14 protein-coding genes are annotated in these 14,862 nt (G+C 71.0%); 4 read left to right on the top strand and 10 right to left on the bottom strand.

The window, feature by feature from the left end:
• Positions 1-27 precede the first annotated feature (27 nt).
• Positions 28-936, bottom strand: coding sequence for a polyphosphate--glucose phosphotransferase (gene ppgK, locus DFI_RS08610; RefSeq protein ID WP_118375860.1), 909 nt, complete (start codon positions 934-936; stop codon positions 28-30).
• Positions 937-1,034: 98 nt separating this feature from the next.
• Here ppgK and DFI_RS08605 point away from each other — a divergent pair, with 98 nt between their 5' ends.
• Both DFI_RS08605 and DFI_RS08600 read left to right on the top strand, forming a co-directional pair.
• A complete protein-coding gene (locus DFI_RS08605) occupies positions 1,035-1,652 on the top strand; it encodes a TetR/AcrR family transcriptional regulator (RefSeq protein WP_022801710.1) in 618 nt (205 codons plus the stop codon).
• A gap of 81 nt (positions 1,653-1,733) precedes the next feature.
• Positions 1,734-3,305 carry an ATP cone domain-containing protein gene (locus tag DFI_RS08600; RefSeq protein ID WP_081425669.1) on the top strand — a complete coding sequence of 524 codons (1,572 nt, stop codon included), beginning with the start codon at positions 1,734-1,736 and terminating at the stop codon, positions 3,303-3,305.
• A gap of 6 nt (positions 3,306-3,311) precedes the next feature.
• Here the strand turns inward: DFI_RS08600 and DFI_RS08595 are convergent, their stop codons facing one another.
• The 4 genes from DFI_RS08595 to DFI_RS08580 all read right to left on the bottom strand — a co-directional run bounded on the left by DFI_RS08595 (position 3,312) and on the right by DFI_RS08580 (position 7,378).
• Positions 3,312-3,659 carry a cupin domain-containing protein gene (locus DFI_RS08595; RefSeq protein WP_027461798.1) on the bottom strand — a complete coding sequence of 116 codons (348 nt, stop codon included), beginning with the start codon at positions 3,657-3,659 and terminating at the stop codon, positions 3,312-3,314.
• Between the two features lie 43 nt (positions 3,660-3,702).
• Entirely contained in the window at positions 3,703-4,380 is a 678-nt protein-coding gene (locus DFI_RS08590; RefSeq protein WP_027461797.1) for a nucleoside/nucleotide kinase family protein, read from the bottom strand.
• A 41-nt stretch (positions 4,381-4,421) separates the two neighbouring features.
• A complete protein-coding gene (locus DFI_RS08585) occupies positions 4,422-5,279 on the bottom strand; it encodes a DUF4394 domain-containing protein (RefSeq protein WP_027461796.1) in 858 nt (285 codons plus the stop codon).
• 185 nt (positions 5,280-5,464) lie between these two features.
• Positions 5,465-7,378 (bottom strand): DNA gyrase subunit B, encoded by a 1,914-nt coding sequence (locus DFI_RS08580; RefSeq protein WP_244940362.1) that lies wholly within the window; start codon positions 7,376-7,378, stop codon positions 5,465-5,467.
• A gap of 458 nt (positions 7,379-7,836) precedes the next feature.
• Between DFI_RS08580 and DFI_RS20940 the strand changes: the two genes are divergently transcribed.
• Both DFI_RS20940 and DFI_RS08570 read left to right on the top strand, forming a co-directional pair.
• Positions 7,837-9,888: a vWA domain-containing protein gene (locus DFI_RS20940; protein ID WP_027461794.1), complete on the top strand. Its 2,052-nt coding sequence runs from the start codon at positions 7,837-7,839 to the stop codon at positions 9,886-9,888.
• 46 nt (positions 9,889-9,934) lie between these two features.
• Complete coding sequence (locus DFI_RS08570) at positions 9,935-10,423, top strand: hypothetical protein (RefSeq protein ID WP_022801717.1); 489 nt, start codon at positions 9,935-9,937, stop codon at positions 10,421-10,423.
• Positions 10,424-10,483: 60 nt separating this feature from the next.
• On the opposite strand, the gene recA is transcribed toward DFI_RS08570, so the two are convergent.
• The 5 genes from recA to pdxH all read right to left on the bottom strand — a co-directional run bounded on the left by recA (position 10,484) and on the right by pdxH (position 14,829).
• On the bottom strand, positions 10,484-11,557 hold the full coding sequence (gene recA, locus DFI_RS08565) for a recombinase RecA (RefSeq protein WP_022801718.1): 1,074 nt from the start codon (positions 11,555-11,557) through the stop codon (positions 10,484-10,486).
• Positions 11,554-12,402, bottom strand: a complete 849-nt coding sequence (gene thpR / locus DFI_RS08560; protein ID WP_081425668.1) for an RNA 2',3'-cyclic phosphodiesterase — start codon at positions 12,400-12,402, stop codon at positions 11,554-11,556. The genes recA and thpR overlap by 4 nt, the downstream gene beginning before the upstream one ends.
• Positions 12,399-13,604, bottom strand: a complete 1,206-nt coding sequence (locus DFI_RS08555) for a CinA family nicotinamide mononucleotide deamidase-related protein (protein WP_027461793.1) — start codon at positions 13,602-13,604, stop codon at positions 12,399-12,401. The genes thpR and DFI_RS08555 overlap by 4 nt, the downstream gene beginning before the upstream one ends.
• A gap of 151 nt (positions 13,605-13,755) precedes the next feature.
• Positions 13,756-14,118, bottom strand: a complete 363-nt coding sequence (locus DFI_RS08550; RefSeq protein WP_051307406.1) for a four-helix bundle copper-binding protein — start codon at positions 14,116-14,118, stop codon at positions 13,756-13,758.
• Positions 14,119-14,184: 66 nt separating this feature from the next.
• Positions 14,185-14,829: a pyridoxamine 5'-phosphate oxidase gene (gene pdxH, locus DFI_RS08545; protein WP_027461791.1), complete on the bottom strand. Its 645-nt coding sequence runs from the start codon at positions 14,827-14,829 to the stop codon at positions 14,185-14,187.
• Positions 14,830-14,862: the final 33 nt, after the last annotated feature.

Genomic DNA, 14,862 nt, shown 5'->3' with positions numbered 1-14,862 from the left:
GGCCATGCTAGACCCCACGGCCGGGGCTCAGGGTTTCTTGCGGCGGGCCTTCCCGCCGGCCGGCAGCGGCGGGCCGCCCGCCCGGGCCTTCTTGCCGGTCTTGTCGGCCCGGCGGGCGGGCGCGCTGCCGGGGTCGCGGGCCAGGGTCAGGGACGGCTGGGCCGCCGGGGTGGGCTGCGCCGCGAGGCCCAGGTCCTCGTGCTGCGCGGCGCTCATGGCCGCGCCGATGATCCCGGCGTCGTTCAGCAGGGCGGCCGGCACGAAGCGGCTGCGGTCCAGTTTCAGGTGCTCGCTCCACTTGTCGGCCTTCTTGCTCACGCCCCCGCCGATGATGAACAGGTCCGGGCTGAACAGCAGTTCCAGGTGCCGGAGGTACCCGCTGGCGCGTTTGGCCCACTGCTTCCAGTTCAGGTCGTCGCGTTCGCGGGCCCGGTCGGACGCCCAGGTCTCGGCGTGGTGTTCGCGCAGCCACAGGTGCCCCAGTTCCGTGTTGGGGATCAGCACCCCGTCGTGAATCAGGGCGCTGCCGATGCCGGTGCCGAAGGTCAGGACCAGCACCGTGCCGCTCACGCCCTGCCCCGCGCCGAATTTTGACTCGGCTAGCCCGGCGGCGTCGGCGTCGTTCAGGAGGTGCACCTCGCGGCCCAGGGCGCGGGTGAACTCGGTGTCGGCGTCCAGGCCGACCCAGGCGGCGTCCACGTTCGCGGCGCTCAGGGTCCGGCCGTGCTGCACGATGCCGGGAAAGGTCACGCCGACCGGGCCGTCCAGCCCGAAGTGGTCGGCCAGCTGCCGCAGCACCCGGATCACCTCGTCCGGCCGGGCGCCCTCCGGGGTGGGGATGCGCAGCCGCTCGCCGACCAGCTGCCCGGTCGTGATGTCCACGGGCGCGCCCTTGATGCCGCTGCCGCCGATGTCGATCCCCAGCACCACAGTCATGCCCCGCAGCCTAGAGCATCCGGGGCCCCCGCCGCACCCGCCCGCCCCGATGGACGGGGTGTAATTTTGAACTCCAGGGCGGTAACCTGACGGTCATCATGGACTCTTCCTCCCTGCGTGAACGGCAGAAAGAACGCCGGCGCGCCCGCATCTACCACGTCGCGATCGACCTGTTCAAACGCGGCGGGTTCCAGGCGACCACGGCGACCGACATCGCGCGGGCCAGCAACGTCTCACGCGGCACCTTCTTCAACTACTACCCCTACAAGGAAGCCGTCCTGCTCGACTACGGCAGCGAGGTCATGGACCGCCTGCGCGACCACGCCGAGGCCCGCCTGCGCGACGGCCACCCGCCCCTGACCGTGCTGTTCGAGGTGTGGGACATGCTCGCCGAGGAGAACTCCCGCGAACGCGACCTGTTCCCCCCGCTGGCCTACGAGGTCATGAACCCCAACCCGGAACGCGCCCGCACCGCCTACCAGGCCCTGCCGCTGAGCAAGGTGATCGAACTGATCCTGCGGCCCCTGCACCACTCCGGGCAGCTGCGCGCCGACCTGAGCCTGCAGCGCATCAGCAACCTGATCGCCGACACGTACCTGATGGTCGCGCTGCGCTGGAGCGCCTACGGCACCGAACGCACCCTGCAAGAGGAGATGCGCCTGGCGCTCAACCTGCTGCTGGAAGGCGCCCTGAAGCGCGAACCGGCGCGGCCCTGACCACCACCCCGTTCCCCCTGCACGGACGGCCGGGGCCCCGTCGCCTACACTTCAGGGCATGAACGCGCAGGAGGTGAAGGCGTGGCAATCCCAGAAGTGAAGATCGGCACCGGACGCCACGCCTGGCCGTTCAGCCGCGGCCTGGTCGTGGAATCCCTGGTGAACGCCGGCGCGGGCGCCGCCGAGGCCGCCGCTGCCGGGCGCATCGTGGAGCAGCAGCTGAGGCACGGCAAACGCCGCCACATTCCCGTGGAGGACCTGCACGCCCTGGTCACCGAGGTCGCCCGCACGGCCGTCGGCGAGGACGTCGCCGCGCGCGTGGCCGAACAGACCCCGGCCTTCATGGACATCCTGGTCGTGGCGAAAAAGGGCCACCTGCCGTTCAGCCGCGGCGTGCTGGCCCGCACCCTGGAAGACGCCGGGCTCTCGCCCCGCGACGCGTACGCCACCGCCAGCGCCGTGGACGTCCGCATGCGCCAGGCCGGCACCCAGACCCTGACAGCTGAGGACCTGGACCAGCTGACCGAGGCCACCCTGGCCGCCCGTTACGGCGAGCACATGCGCCGCACCTACCAGTACGTGCGCCTGAACCGCGGCCGCCTGGGCGTCGCCAGCGACGACTACAGCCTGCCCGTGCCGTTCAGCAAGGGCGTGCTCGTGCAGTCCCTGCTGGCCGCCGGCGTGGACCCGGACGTGGCCCGCAAGGTGGCCCGCGTCACCCAGCGGGACCTGCGCGGCCGGGACGACCGCGTGGTCCGCCGCAGCGACGTGCGCGAGAAGGTCGAGGCGCTGCTGCGCGACGAGGTCGGGCCGGACGTCAGCGCCCGTTACCGCCTGCTGCGCGTGATCCGCCACCCCCCGCGCCCCCTGGTGATCCTGCTGGGCGGCGTGAGCGGCACCGGCAAGAGCTTCCTGGCGGCCGAGGTCGCCTACCGCCTGGGCATCTCCCGCGTGGTCGGCACCGACTCCATCCGCGAGGTGATGCGCAGCATGGTCTCCCCGGCGCTGCTGCCCACCCTGCACGCCAGCACCTTCAACGCCTGGGAGGCCCTGGTGCCCCCCGGCGAGCGCCTGCCGGAGCACGCCAGCCTGGACCAGCTGATGGCCGGCTTCCGCGATCAGGTGCAGCAGGTCAGCGTGGGCCTCAAGGCGGTCGTGCAGCGCAGCGTGGAGGAAGGCACCAGCGTGCTGCTCGAGGGCGTGCACCTGGTGCCCGGGTACATCCGCCCCGGGGACATCCGCAACGCCATCGTGGTGCCCATGCTGGTCACGCTGCCCAGCGCGGACGAGCACCGCCGGCACTTCGAGTCCCGCGACATCGAGACCGCCGCCACCCGCCCCCTGCACCGCTACCTGCGTTACTTCGACGAGATCCGCCGCATGCAGGACCAGCTGGAAACCCTGGCTCGGCAGGAGGGCGTGCCGCTCCTGAACGGCCAGACGCTGGACGAGAGCGCCGATCAGGCCGTGAACGTGGTCCTGAGCCGCGTGATGACCGCCCTGACGCCCGAGGAACGCGCGCTGCTGTTCGGCGGGGACGGCGGGGACGACGAGATCCTCACCGAGGTCACCCGCGAGAAACGCCGCCGCGCCGACCCGGCCACCGACGGCGCCGCCGGGGACGACCCCCCGCCCGGACCGGCCGGCGCCTGAGGCGCCTTACCCGGCGGCGCCCGGTTCGACCATCACCAGCGAGAACCGGCAGGCGGTCCGGGCCAGCACGGCGTGCCGCTCACCGGGGGCGAGGTACACCACGTCCCCCGCCGACAGGTCCGACGACTGGCCCGCCATGGTGAACGTCAGCCCGCCGTCCAGCACCTGCACCACCACGGCCCGCGGCGACTGGTGGTCGGTGAGTTCCTGCCCGGCGTCCATGGCGAAACTCACCACGCGCAGCAGCGGGTTGCTCACCACCACCCGGGACGTGGTCGCCTCGGCCGGGACGGGCAGCTGCGCGTACAGTCCGGCGGTCACACCCGACTCGTTCACTCCGTTTTTCGTGGCCATACGGCAGTGAAGCACGCCGGACCGGGGCGAGGTGCCCCCGCCGTCAGGGGCCCAGCGGCCGCTCCCGGACGATCACCGGCCGCGTGAGGTCCGCGTTGTCCACGACCACGCCCGCCTGCCGTTCCGGGTTGGCCTCGCTGAAGTACAGGCGGTTCCCGCCGATGTACCGCCGGTTGGACGGCGCCTGTGGGTCCGGGGAGCCGTACCCCGGCCCGCGGGCGGCCCCGCGCGGCACGGACACTTCGAACGGGACGCGCAGGAAGACCGAATTGTCCCAGGCGCCCCGCAGCTCCGGGCGGTGCAGGAACAGGCCGTCCACGATCAGGACGCTGCCCGCCGGCGCCTGCCGCTCGGGGACATGCACCGGCACGTCCCGGTCCACGTCGAACACCGCCGTCCGGTACCGCCCGCTGCCGCCCGGCCCGAGCGGGTCCAGCAGCAACCGCTGCAGCGCCGCATGGTCGTACGAGTCGCGGTAGAACCCTTCCGGCGAGTTCCGCCCCAGGCGGTAGCGCCGCTCCCGGGGGTGGTGAAAGCCGTCCACGGAGGCGCGGAGAACGTCCCGTCCCAGGGCACGCAGGGTGTCTGACAGTTCGTCCGCGAAGGTCGTCTTCCCGGCGCCGTCCACGCCGTCCACCGCGACGCGCAGCACGGGCGCCGCCGGCTGTGCGTCCAGCCGGGCCGCGAGGCGGCTTAGCAACTGGCGTCGCGTTTCGGTCACCGCGCCAGTGTAGGACCCGCCCTGCCCGGGTGGCCGGCGCCTTACTGCGCGGCGGGTTGCAGCGCCAGGCCGGTCAGGGCCACGCCGCTCAGGCTGGTTTTCAGGGTGGCCTGCCCCGTCGTGAGGTTCAGGGCGTAGACGTTCGTGCCGGCGCCCGTGCTGCTGCTCAGGTACGCCCCGGACGCTCCCACGATGTCGAACCCGGTCCGGCCCGCCATGATGTCCACGCCCAGGGCGCCGACGGCGGTCAGGGTGCTGAACTGCGGTCCGGCGCTGTGCACCACGAGCTGGTCCGTGCCGGCATCCAGGGAGTACAGGGTGGTGGTCGTGCCGGTGTTCACGGCCCCGGCGGCGCTGTTGTCGAAGGAGTTCGTGTAGGCGGCGGCCACCAGTTCCGGGTTCGTGCCGCCCGCCGCGTAGGTGAAGGTGCCGTCGGCGGTCAGCGTGCCGGCCGGGGAGGTGGCCGGGACCGGCGCGGCGTTCAGGGTCAGGCGGACGTTCAGGTCCAGGTCACTGCTGCCCAGCACGCGCAGGCGGTTGGCGACCGGGTTGAAGTCCATGGCGATCACGCTCTGGGAGGCCGCGCTGCCGTCGGCGGTGGCTGCGCCGGTGGCGGGGTCCAGGCGGTACACGCGGCCGGTGGCGCTGATGCCGTACAGCCGGTTGTCGGTGTTGCGCACGTCCAGGTCCACCAGCGCTTCCCCGGCGGGCAGGCCGGTGATGGCGCGCGTGGTCAGGCTGGCCTGGGCGTTGTCCAGGCCGAACGCGGCGAGGGTGCCGCCTCCGCTGAGGGCGTAGGCGAGCTGGCCCAGGGGCGCGGCTGGGAGGAGCGTCTGGCTGCACGCGGCCAGGATGAGGGCGCCGATAACGGTCAGGGCGGGCAGGGTGATTCGCTTCATGGGGGACCTCCTGGGACCGGTCCGGTCCCGGTGGGGGCGGCCGTCCTCTCAGGGCATATGCAGCAGCCGCACCGCTGGACCGACCGGCGCCGTTGAGCCAGCCTTCATACAGGGCACCGGCCGGACCCCGGCAACAGAAGAAAGGACAGGCCTGCGCCTGTCCCCTGAGATGAAGAAGCTTGGTGTTACACGCTGATTTCGGCGAACCGGGCGTTTTCCTGAATGAAGGTCTTGCGGGGCGCAACCTCGCTGCCCATCAGGTCCTCGAAGACCTCGTTGGCGACGATCAGGTCCTCGATCTGCACGCGTTTGAGGGCGCGGGTCTCGGGGTTCATGGTGGTGTCCCACAGCTGGTCGGCGTTCATCTCGCCCAGGCCCTTGAAGCGCTGGATCTCGTACTTCTTGCCTTCCTTCGTGGCGCGGGCGACGTGCTCCTTGAGCTCCTCGTTGGTGTACAGGTACGTGCCCTTCTTCTCGCGGCCGACCATGATGCGGTACAGCGGCGGCTGGGCGATGTACAGGTACCCGGCCTCGACGACGGGGCGCATGTAGCGGTAGAAGAAGGTGAGCAGCAGGGTGGCGATGTGCCCGCCGTCCATGTCGGCGTCGGTCATGATGATGATCTTGTGGTACCGCAGGTTCGAGAGGTCGAAGTGCATGCGGTCCCCGGTGCCCTCGACGCCCGCGCCGATGGCGCCGATCAATGCGCGGATCTCGGCGTTTTTCAGGATCTTGTTCAGCTCGGCCTTCTCGACGTTCAGGATCTTGCCGCGCAGGGGCAGGATCGCCTGGAAGCGGCGTTCACGGCCGCCCTTGGCGCTGCCGCCTGCGGAGATCCCTTCCACGATGAACAGCTCGCTCTCGCTGGGGTCCTGGCTGGAGCAGTCGGCGAGTTTGCCCGGGAGTTCGTCGTTTTCCAGGGGGTTGCTGCGCCGGACGATGTCGCGGGCCTTGCGGGCGGCCTCGCGGGCGCGGGCGGCCTCGGCGGCCTTCTCCACGATGGTCTTGCCGACCTTGGGGTTTTCCTCCAGGAACTCGGCGAACTTCTCGCCGACCACGGCGTTCACGGCGGTCTGGGCCTCGCTGTTGAGCAGCTTGACCTTCGCCTGGGATTCGAACTGCGGGTCCTCGACCTCCACGCTCACGACGCAGTAGATGCCTTCGAGCAGGTCGTCGCCGCTGGGGACGGGGTTACCGTTCTTGATGAGGTTCTTGTCGCGGGCGTACTTGTTCAGGATGCGGGTGTACGCGGTCTTGAAGCCGGTCAGGGGCGTGCCGCCGTCGCGGGTGCGGATCATGTTGGCGTACGTCAGGATGTTGTCGCTGGCGTAGGTGTTCGCGTGAATAAAGGCGACTTTCACGTTCACGCCGCTGTGCTGCCCGACCATCAGGATCGGCTGGTCATACAGCAGCTTGCTGTCGTCGGTGACCAGGGCGCGGGCGAAGTTGGCGATGCCGCCCTTCTCGTGGAAGACCTCTTCCTTCACGGCGCCGGCGTGCAGTTCGGTGCGTTCGTCGCGGATGGTGATCTTCAGGCCGGTCAGGTACGCCAGTTCGCGCAGGCGGTTGCGGATGCGGGTGTAGTCGAACTGGTTGTCGAATTCCTTGAAGACCGTGGGGTCGGGCTGGAAGCTGACCTTGGTGGCCCAGTCCACGTCGGCGGGCGTGCTGCCCAGCACCTGCAGCGGCTGCACCAGCACGCCTTTCTCGAAGCGGACGTGATGCAGCTTGCCGCCCTTGTTGACGGTGACGTCCAGGAAGGTGGAGAGCGCGTTCACGACGGTGGAGCCCACGCCGTGCAGGCCACCGGAGACCTTGTACGCGCCGCCGCCGAACTTGCCGCCGGCGTGCAGCTCGCTGTAGATGACCTCGATGGCGGGGCGGCCCTTGCTTTTCATGATGTCCACGGGCACGCCGCGGCCGTTGTCGGTCACAGTGGTGCTGCCGTCGGCGTGGAGGACCACCGTGACGGCGGTGGCGAAGCCGGCGAGGCCCTCGTCGATGCCGTTGTCGATGATCTCGGTGAGAAGCTGGTGGTAGCCGTCGATGCCCGTGCCGCCCTGCACGTACATGCCGGGGCGTTTGCGCACGGCGTCCATGCCCTCGAGGACCTGGATGTCGGCGGCGGTGTATTCGGATTTGCCGTGGGTGCTGTTCACGTCGATTTCCTGGGTCTGGGTGGTGTCTTCGGTGTCGGGCTGCGGTTTGGGATCGAGGTCAGTCATGCGGCTCCTGGGGGCTCCCGCCCTTCCGGTCCGCTGGCCGGCCGCGGGGGCCGGGTCAGGGGAGGGGAGAGGGTGGGGGATTGTGGCGTGTTTGGGCGCAGGGTGCGCTTTTTTCTCCCTGTCAGTATACCCCTTTGGCCGAAACCGGTCAAATAAATTATGTCATTTGCGTAATCTAGCGAGATGTTTAGGCCGGGCTCGCCTCTCCGGAAATCCGCGTGTCAGACGGCCTTGCCGTCTTACATCGGCCAGGGGCGACCACGGCCCGGCCCGCTTCCCTCACCTTCCCCCGCACCGCACCCTGCCCGCACGCGGCACAATGGAGGGCACGCATGCGCCCCACAGCGGCCCTTCTCCTCCCCCTCCTGCTCACCCCGGCACTCACCGCGCACGGGCAGGCCAGCACACCCACCCCCACCGCCGCCCCCTGCCAGTTCCCCCCCGGCCCCCTGCCCGAACGCACCCGGGCTGTGTTCCTGCTGGACACCAGTGGCAGCATGCGCGGCATCGGCGACGGCAAGGCCAACATCTTCCAGGCCGTCAAGACCACCATCGACGACTACGTCCACGCCCAGCAGCCCGACCGGGCCGTGCTCGTCACCTTCGACAACGGCGTGCGCAGCCAGAAGACCTTCGACGCGCCCGCCACCAACCCCGAATGGACCGCGCACCTGCGCACGCTCAGCGCCGACGGCCGCAACACCCACCTGTACCGCAGCCTGCACGCCGCCCTGCGCCCCCTGAACGCCGCCGACGGGTACATCACCACCGTATTCGTCCTCACCGACGGTATCGACAACGAAACGCCCCGCACGCACACCGCGCAGGGCGCCCTGGCCGCCTTCACCGGCCGTGGCCCGCTGGACCGCCTGCACTACGTCGCCCTGGGCACCGACATCCCCGTGAACGCCCGCCGCGCCCTGGAAGGCACCACCTTCGCCGACGGCCTGACCCTGCCGGTGGGCCGCATCCCCGACCTGAGCGGCGCCGGCCTGGAGGGCGGCGTGCGGACCGTCACCGACCCGACCCGCATTCCCGTCACCTTCCCCGACGGCACCCGCCTCAGCGTGGACGCCGCCCACCCCGGCGTGCAACTCGCGCAGCCCACCGTGCGCGGCGCGCAGGCCGCCCTCACACTGCGCGGCGTCCCATACGGCACCCCCGCGCTGCTGTGCGCCGAGAACCTGCCCGCCCTGCCCGGCGGGGTGGGCGACCGCAGCCGCCGCATCCTGGTCCGCCTGAACGTCGGCGAGGCGCCCCGCCTGACCTGGCTGAACCCCGCCGCGGACCTCACCCTGAACCGCGGCGAGCACGTCATCCTGCGGTACCGAGCCGCGCCCGGCGTCGCCCTGGACGACCTGCGCGTCACCGGCCTGCCCGCCGGCGTGCACGCCACCCTGGAGCGCCTGCCCGGCAGCCGGGAGTTCAGCGTCCGCCTTCAGAACACCGGCCTGAGGCAGGGCCAGACCGCCACCGGCACCCTGAGTTTTGCCCGAGCCCCGGGCCGGCCCCTGCCCACCCTCACCGGCGGCACGCCCACCGGCACCGTCCTCACGCCCGGCGTCACCCCGGCCGGCCGGGACGCCGGCCCCACCCGCCTGACCGTCCCGCCCACCAGCAACCGCGCCCTGGACGCCCCCACCCTGCCCGCGTGGCTCCCCTGGTTGCTGGGCGCCCTCGCGCTGATCGGCGCTGCCGTGGCCGCCCGGCCCTTCCTGCTGCGCTGGTGGCAGGCCCGGCAGGCTGCCCGCACCGCGCCCCGCCCCACACCCGCCCCGCCCCCCACCATCGAGGGCCTGGAGTACACCGAGACCCGCGCCCTGAGCCTCGTCACCGCGCAGGGCGAAAGCATGACCCTGCACGCCCCCCTGGACGGCCCCTTCGACATCGGGCACCTCGCCCGCGTGCCGCACCTCAGCGGCCTGCGCGTGCAGCAGGTCCAGGGCGGCCTGCACCTCCAGCGCATCCCCACGGACCTGGACGTCAGCCAGGGTGCCCGGCTCCTGCACGCCGGCGACATTGTCCGGCCCGGCACCCTCCTCGGCCTCGCCGTCGCCCGGCGCGCGCGCGCGCCCCACGCCAGCCTGGGCGACCTCGCCGGCCTGGGCCTCCCCCTCACCATTCAGGCGGACGGCGTCACCGTGCACCTCAAAGGCCCCTACGGGCAGCACGCCCTGACCCTCCCCGGCGGCGTCACCGACCTCGGCGAGACGCTGCGCAGCCCCGCCCTGCACGGCCTGCGCCTCGGCACCAGCGGCCCCCGCATCCTCATCGTGGAAATCCGCCCCCCCCTCGCCCTGTACCGCCCTGGCGACGACGCGCCCCTCACCCCCGGCACGCACCTGCCCGCCACGCCCACCGACCTGCACCTCACCAGCCCCTGACCCCGCCCGGACGCCTGGGAGGCCCATGCACTACGCTACAGGGCACATGGACCTCCTCCGCACCATTCACGACGTCGTCCTCCCCAACCTCCTGCCCGTCAAATCCCCCTTCCCCACCCCCCTGGCGTTCTTCAGCCTGATCCTCTTCATCTGGAGCCTCGGCCCCGCCATCAAGGGCGAGGTCCGCTTCGGGTTCCTCGTGTGGCTGCGCCTTACCTGGGCCGCCTTCCTGATCCCGGCCGTGACTGGCATCTTCCTCGCGCTCGGCGGCGCGAAGGTTCCCAGCGCCATCGACGTGGGCGGCGGTCAGAGCAAGTACGGCCTGCCGGCTGACCCCAGCCAGGACAAGATGCACTGGATGTACGTCCTGTTCACGCTGCTCAGCCTGTACGTCATCGAGGTGCTCATCAAGGGCCACCTGATCGACCGCCGCACCGGCCTGCGCCTCCTGCCGGTGGTCACGCTGTTCATGTACGGCTGCGTGTACATGATCGGCCACGTCGCCACCTTCCCCGGCAGCCACCCGGGCAACTGACCACCAGAACGTGAAGCGGCCCCGGTCACACATGGACCGGGGCCGCTTCACGTTCTGGGATTACTCCGCCAGGGCGGGGTTGCTGGGGATCTCGGGGGCGGTGCCGCCGCGGATGGCCTGCATGACCTTCTGGCGGATCTCGTCTTCCATCTCCGGGCGTTCGGCGATGTAGGCGATGGCTTTTTCCTTGCCCTGGCCGATGCGCTCGTCGCCGTAACTGTAGAAGCTGCCGGCCTTCTTCACGATGTCCATGTCGGACGCCAGGGTCACGAGGTCGCTGAGCTGGTCGAAACCCTTGCCGTACATCAGGGTCAACTCGACTTCCTTGAAGGGCGGGGCGACCTTGTTCTTCACGGTCTTGACCTTCACGGTGTTGCCCACGGCGTCGTTGCCCATCTTCACGGGCTGGCCGATCTTGCGGACGTCCAGGCGCACGCTGGCGTAGAACTTCAGGGCGCGGCCGCCGGTGGTGGTTTCCGGGTTGCCGTACATCACGCCGATCTTCTCGCGGACCTGGTTGATGAAGATGGCGGCGGTGCCGGTCTTAGAGAGGATCGCGGTGAGTTTGCGCAGCGCCTGGCTCATCAGGCGGGCCTGCAGGCCGGGGAGGCTGTCGCCCATTTCCCCTTCGATTTCGGCGCGGGGCGTCAGGGCGGCCACGCTGTCCACGACGACCACGTCGATGGCGCCGCTGCGGACCAGGAGTTCCATGATTTCCAGCGCCTGCTCGCCGTTGTCGGGCTGGGAGACGAGGAGTTCGTCGGTGTTCACGCCGAGCGCGCGGGCGTACACGGGGTCCAGGGCGTGTTCGGCGTCGATGAAGGCGCAGGTGCCGCCGGCCTTCTGGGCCTGCGCGACGATGGCGAGGGCCAGGGTGGTCTTACCGCCGGATTCCGGGCCGTAGATCTCGGTGATGCGGCCGCGGGGAATGCCGCCCACGCCGAGCGCGAGGTCGAGGCTGAGGCTGCCGGTGGAGACGACCTGCACGTCGAGTTTGCTTTCGGCACCGAGCTTCATGATGCTGCCCTTGCCGAACTGCTTCTCGATCTGACTCATGGCCGTCTCGATGGCCTTCATGCGTTCCTTGCCGTCCGTCACGTGACTCACGGCTTCCTTCGGGTCGTTCTTGCTCATGCTTTCTCCTGGGTGACCTCGAGGGTCAACGTCTTCTCAGTTCCTGGTGTGGTGGCGGGGTCGGGGGTGCTGGGGGTGCCACGGAACCGGAAGGTGCTCTCCAGCTCGTAGATGGGGCCGGTCTTACGGAGGATGCTGCGGTACAGGGCCGCGGCTCCCGCCTGCCAGCCGGCGTCGAAGGTCAGGGGCGGCACGCGCGGCGCCGGACCCTTCTTTCTCGCCAGGGTGATGTGCGCCTTGAACGGCTGCTCGTCGGTCTCCAGGCCGAGCGCCTGAATGCCGGCGCGGAGTTCGGCGGCCAGTTCCGTCAGGCCCTCGGCCTCCACCTTCACGAACCACACGCGGGGGCTGCCCTCGTTCGGGAAGTACCCGGTGCCGCGCAGCTTCACGTCCATGGGCGGCAGGTGCTCCGTGAGGCGCGTGCCGAGGCGCTTGAGGTCCGCGAGTTTCTCCGGCGGCACGCTCGGCAGGTACGCCAGGGTGACGTGCATCTGGTCGGCGCGCACCGCCCGCCAGTTCCCGCGCAGCTGCCGCTGCCGCTCCGCGAGGGGGTTGGCGATGTTCACCGGAACCTTCAGGGCGTAGAAGAGGCGCAGGGTGCCGGGCGTGTGCGCCTCGCCCTTTCCGGCGTTCTGCGGGCGTGTGCCCTGGCCGGGCCGGGTGTACACCTTGATGGTGTCCGTGGGCTGGCCCTTGCCGTCGGCCTTCGGTTTGGCTTTCTGGGCCGGCGCCTTGGCTTTGGCCGGGGCGGAGCGGGCGGGAGTCGGGGCCGCCTGGACCGGAGCAGGGGAGGGCGTGGTGTCGGGGCGGGGGGTGGGTTTTTTCGCGCGGCGGATTTTCGTCATGCGTTCTGCCCCCCCAGGCGGGTGGCGCGGTACGCCAGGGCCAGCGCGGCCACCGCGGCCCGGTCGCGGGCCTGCGCGGCGTCCCCCACCCAGTTCACGGCGACCGTGTGGGCGCTGCCGTCCCCGTCCACGGCGGCATAGGCCTGCCCGGCGTGCTCGCCGGTGGTCTGCACCACGACCGCCAGCCCGATGTCGGCGCCCAGGTGCTCGCGCGCGCCGGCGGCCAGTTCCCGCGCGGCCTGCTCGCTCACCAGGCCCAGGTCGCGCAGGGTGACGGGCGTGAGGCCCAGGGTGATCAGGCGGCGGTGGTCCACGGTCACGGCCGCGTCCAGGAAGGCCGGCTGGTCGGCGAGCAGAGTGCACAGCGTTCCGGCGCTGCCGGCCTCGATGACGCCCAGGGTGCGGCCGTTCAGCATCTGGTTCAGTTTGCCGGCCAGGGTGTCGGTGTTCTCGCCCCAGGTCCACTGCACGAGTTTCGCGCGGACCTGTTCCAGCACCGGGGCGGCCAGGGTGCGCGCCTCGGCTTCGCCGGGGGCACTCGCGGCCACGCGGACGTCCACGCCGGTACGGCGGGCGTACGTGGCGACGCTGGGGTTCGCGGCGAGGCACAGGTCGCCCAGCAGCTCGGCGACGTTGCTCTCCCCGATGCCGTGCGTGTGAATGGTGGTGGTGTGCAGCGCATGGTCCGGCAGCGGCAGGCGCGGCAGCACCTGTTCACGCCACATGCGGTGCATCTCGCGGGGCGGGCCGGGCAACGCGACTATGAACTTCCCGCCGCTGCGGGCGAACCAGCCGGGGGCAGTGCCGTTGGGGTTGGGCAGCGCCTCGGCGCTGGGGATCAGCCACGCCTGCTTGCGGTTCACGCCCGGCATGGGCCGGCCGCGGCTGGCGTACAGACCTTCCAGCCAGGCGAGCAGCGCGGGGTCTTCGGCGGGGGTCTCGTTCAGCGCGGCGGCGATGGCTTCGCGGGTGAGGTCGTCCTCGGTGGGGCCGAGGCCGCCGCCGAGGATCACCAGGTCCGCGCGGGACAGGGCGGTGTGGATGGCTTCCTGAAGCCGGGGCAGGTTGTCGCCGACGACGGTTTTGCGGTGCAGGACCACGCCGCGTGCCGCCAGTTCACGTGCGAGAAAGGCGGCGTTGCTGTCGGTGATTTCTCCGAGCAGCAGTTCCGTCCCCACGCTGATGATTTCTGCTATCAACATAACAACCTGGGGGAAGTATAGGCGATAGCGGAACGGGCGTCCAGCCCCTCATGACATGTCCTCATGCCGCCCAGTGTAGGCGCTGCCCCCGCAACAGGACGCCAAAGCCGCTGGCCCCGGACCGCCGCCGGGGACACAGCACAGGGCCTGCTCAGGCCGCCAGTTTCCGGCAGGCGGCCTCGCACGCCCGGCAGGCTTCCGCGCACACCCGGCAGTGCTCGTGGTGGTGCGCGTGCCGCTCGCACTCGGCGGCGCAGGCCGCACACGCCTGCGCGCACATCCGGCAGGCGTCCGGGTGCATGTCGCTGCCGCGCAGCAGCAGCCGGGCCGTCAGGTCGCAGGCGTCCGCGCAGTCCCGGTCCAGCCGGATGCAGTCGCGGAACATCTGCAGCTCAGGCTCCTGCAGGCAGGCCGCGGCGCAGTTCTCGCAGGCCTTCAGGCAGGTCAGGCAGGCGTCGATGCACTCCCGCATCAGCGCGGCGTTCAGGGCCGCCGGGTTCGTTGGGGTGGTCATGCCTCAGGGTGCGCCGGGCCGCGCGAAGAAGCGTGGGAATCCGCTCAAGGCATTTGCGCGGGCGCCTCAGGGCATCAGGCGTTCGGTGCGCCAGCCGCTTCCCTCCGGCACGTACCGGAAGCGGTCGTGCATGCGGTTCGGGCGGCCCTGCCAGAACTCCCACTCCTGCACGGTCACCCGGTACCCGCCCCAGAAGGCCGGGCGGGGCACCACCGCGCCGCGCGGGTACTGCGCCTGAAGCGCCGCGAACTTCTCCTCCAGCGCCTCGCGGCTGGGGATGGGCGCGCTCTGCGGGTCGCTGGCGTGCGCGGCCAGCTGACTGTCGTGGGGGCGCACGTGAAAGTAGTGGTCGGCTTCCTCGTCCGGCACGCGGGTCACGGGGCCGTACGCGCGCACCTGCCGTTCCAGTTCCGCCCAGTAGAACAGCACCTCCGCCTCCGGGTTGGCGCTCAGGTCCAGGCCCTTGTGCGACTCGAAGTTCGTGTAGAAGGTGAGCGCACCGTCCGCGGCGCCGCGCAGCAGCACCGTGCGCACGCTGGGGCGGCCCTGCGCGCTGGCGGTCGCCACGCTCATCGCGTACGGCTCGGGCACGTCGGCGGCCAGGGCCTCCTGAAACCAGGCCTGGAATTGCTCCAGGGGGTCGGGGTGCAGGTCCGTGCGCCGCAGGGCCGCGCGCGTGTACGACACGCGCATGGACGTCAGGTCGGTCATGCCGGCAGGATACCCGCCGCCCGGCTGACCACC

The organism is Deinococcus ficus, assembly GCF_003444775.1.
Classification (GTDB): Bacteria; Deinococcota; Deinococci; order Deinococcales; family Deinococcaceae; genus Deinococcus; species Deinococcus ficus.
Note: the sequence above shows the minus strand (reverse complement) of the source record. Positions and strands in the feature narration are given on the sequence as shown.

Excerpts from the sequence above, each read along its gene's own strand:
- ppgK (WP_118375860.1), bottom strand. The coding sequence starts at position 936 with ATGACTGTGGTGCTGGGGATCGACATCGGCGGCAGCGGCATCAAGGGC.
- DFI_RS08605 (WP_022801710.1), top strand. The coding sequence starts at position 1,035 with ATGGACTCTTCCTCCCTGCGTGAACGGCAGAAAGAACGCCGGCGCGCC.
- DFI_RS08595 (WP_027461798.1), bottom strand. The coding sequence starts at position 3,659 with ATGGCCACGAAAAACGGAGTGAACGAGTCGGGTGTGACCGCCGGACTG.
- DFI_RS08585 (WP_027461796.1), bottom strand. The coding sequence starts at position 5,279 with ATGAAGCGAATCACCCTGCCCGCCCTGACCGTTATCGGCGCCCTCATC.
- DFI_RS08580 (WP_244940362.1), bottom strand. The coding sequence starts at position 7,378 with ATGGACGCCGTGCGCAAACGCCCCGGCATGTACGTGCAGGGCGGCACG.
- DFI_RS20940 (WP_027461794.1), top strand. The coding sequence starts at position 7,837 with ATGCGCCCCACAGCGGCCCTTCTCCTCCCCCTCCTGCTCACCCCGGCA.
- DFI_RS08570 (WP_022801717.1), top strand. The coding sequence starts at position 9,935 with ATGGACCTCCTCCGCACCATTCACGACGTCGTCCTCCCCAACCTCCTG.
- recA (WP_022801718.1), bottom strand. The coding sequence starts at position 11,557 with ATGAGCAAGAACGACCCGAAGGAAGCCGTGAGTCACGTGACGGACGGC.
- thpR (WP_081425668.1), bottom strand. The coding sequence starts at position 12,402 with ATGACGAAAATCCGCCGCGCGAAAAAACCCACCCCCCGCCCCGACACC.
- DFI_RS08555 (WP_027461793.1), bottom strand. The coding sequence starts at position 13,604 with ATGTTGATAGCAGAAATCATCAGCGTGGGGACGGAACTGCTGCTCGGA.
- DFI_RS08550 (WP_051307406.1), bottom strand. The coding sequence starts at position 14,118 with ATGACCACCCCAACGAACCCGGCGGCCCTGAACGCCGCGCTGATGCGG.
- pdxH (WP_027461791.1), bottom strand. The coding sequence starts at position 14,829 with ATGACCGACCTGACGTCCATGCGCGTGTCGTACACGCGCGCGGCCCTG.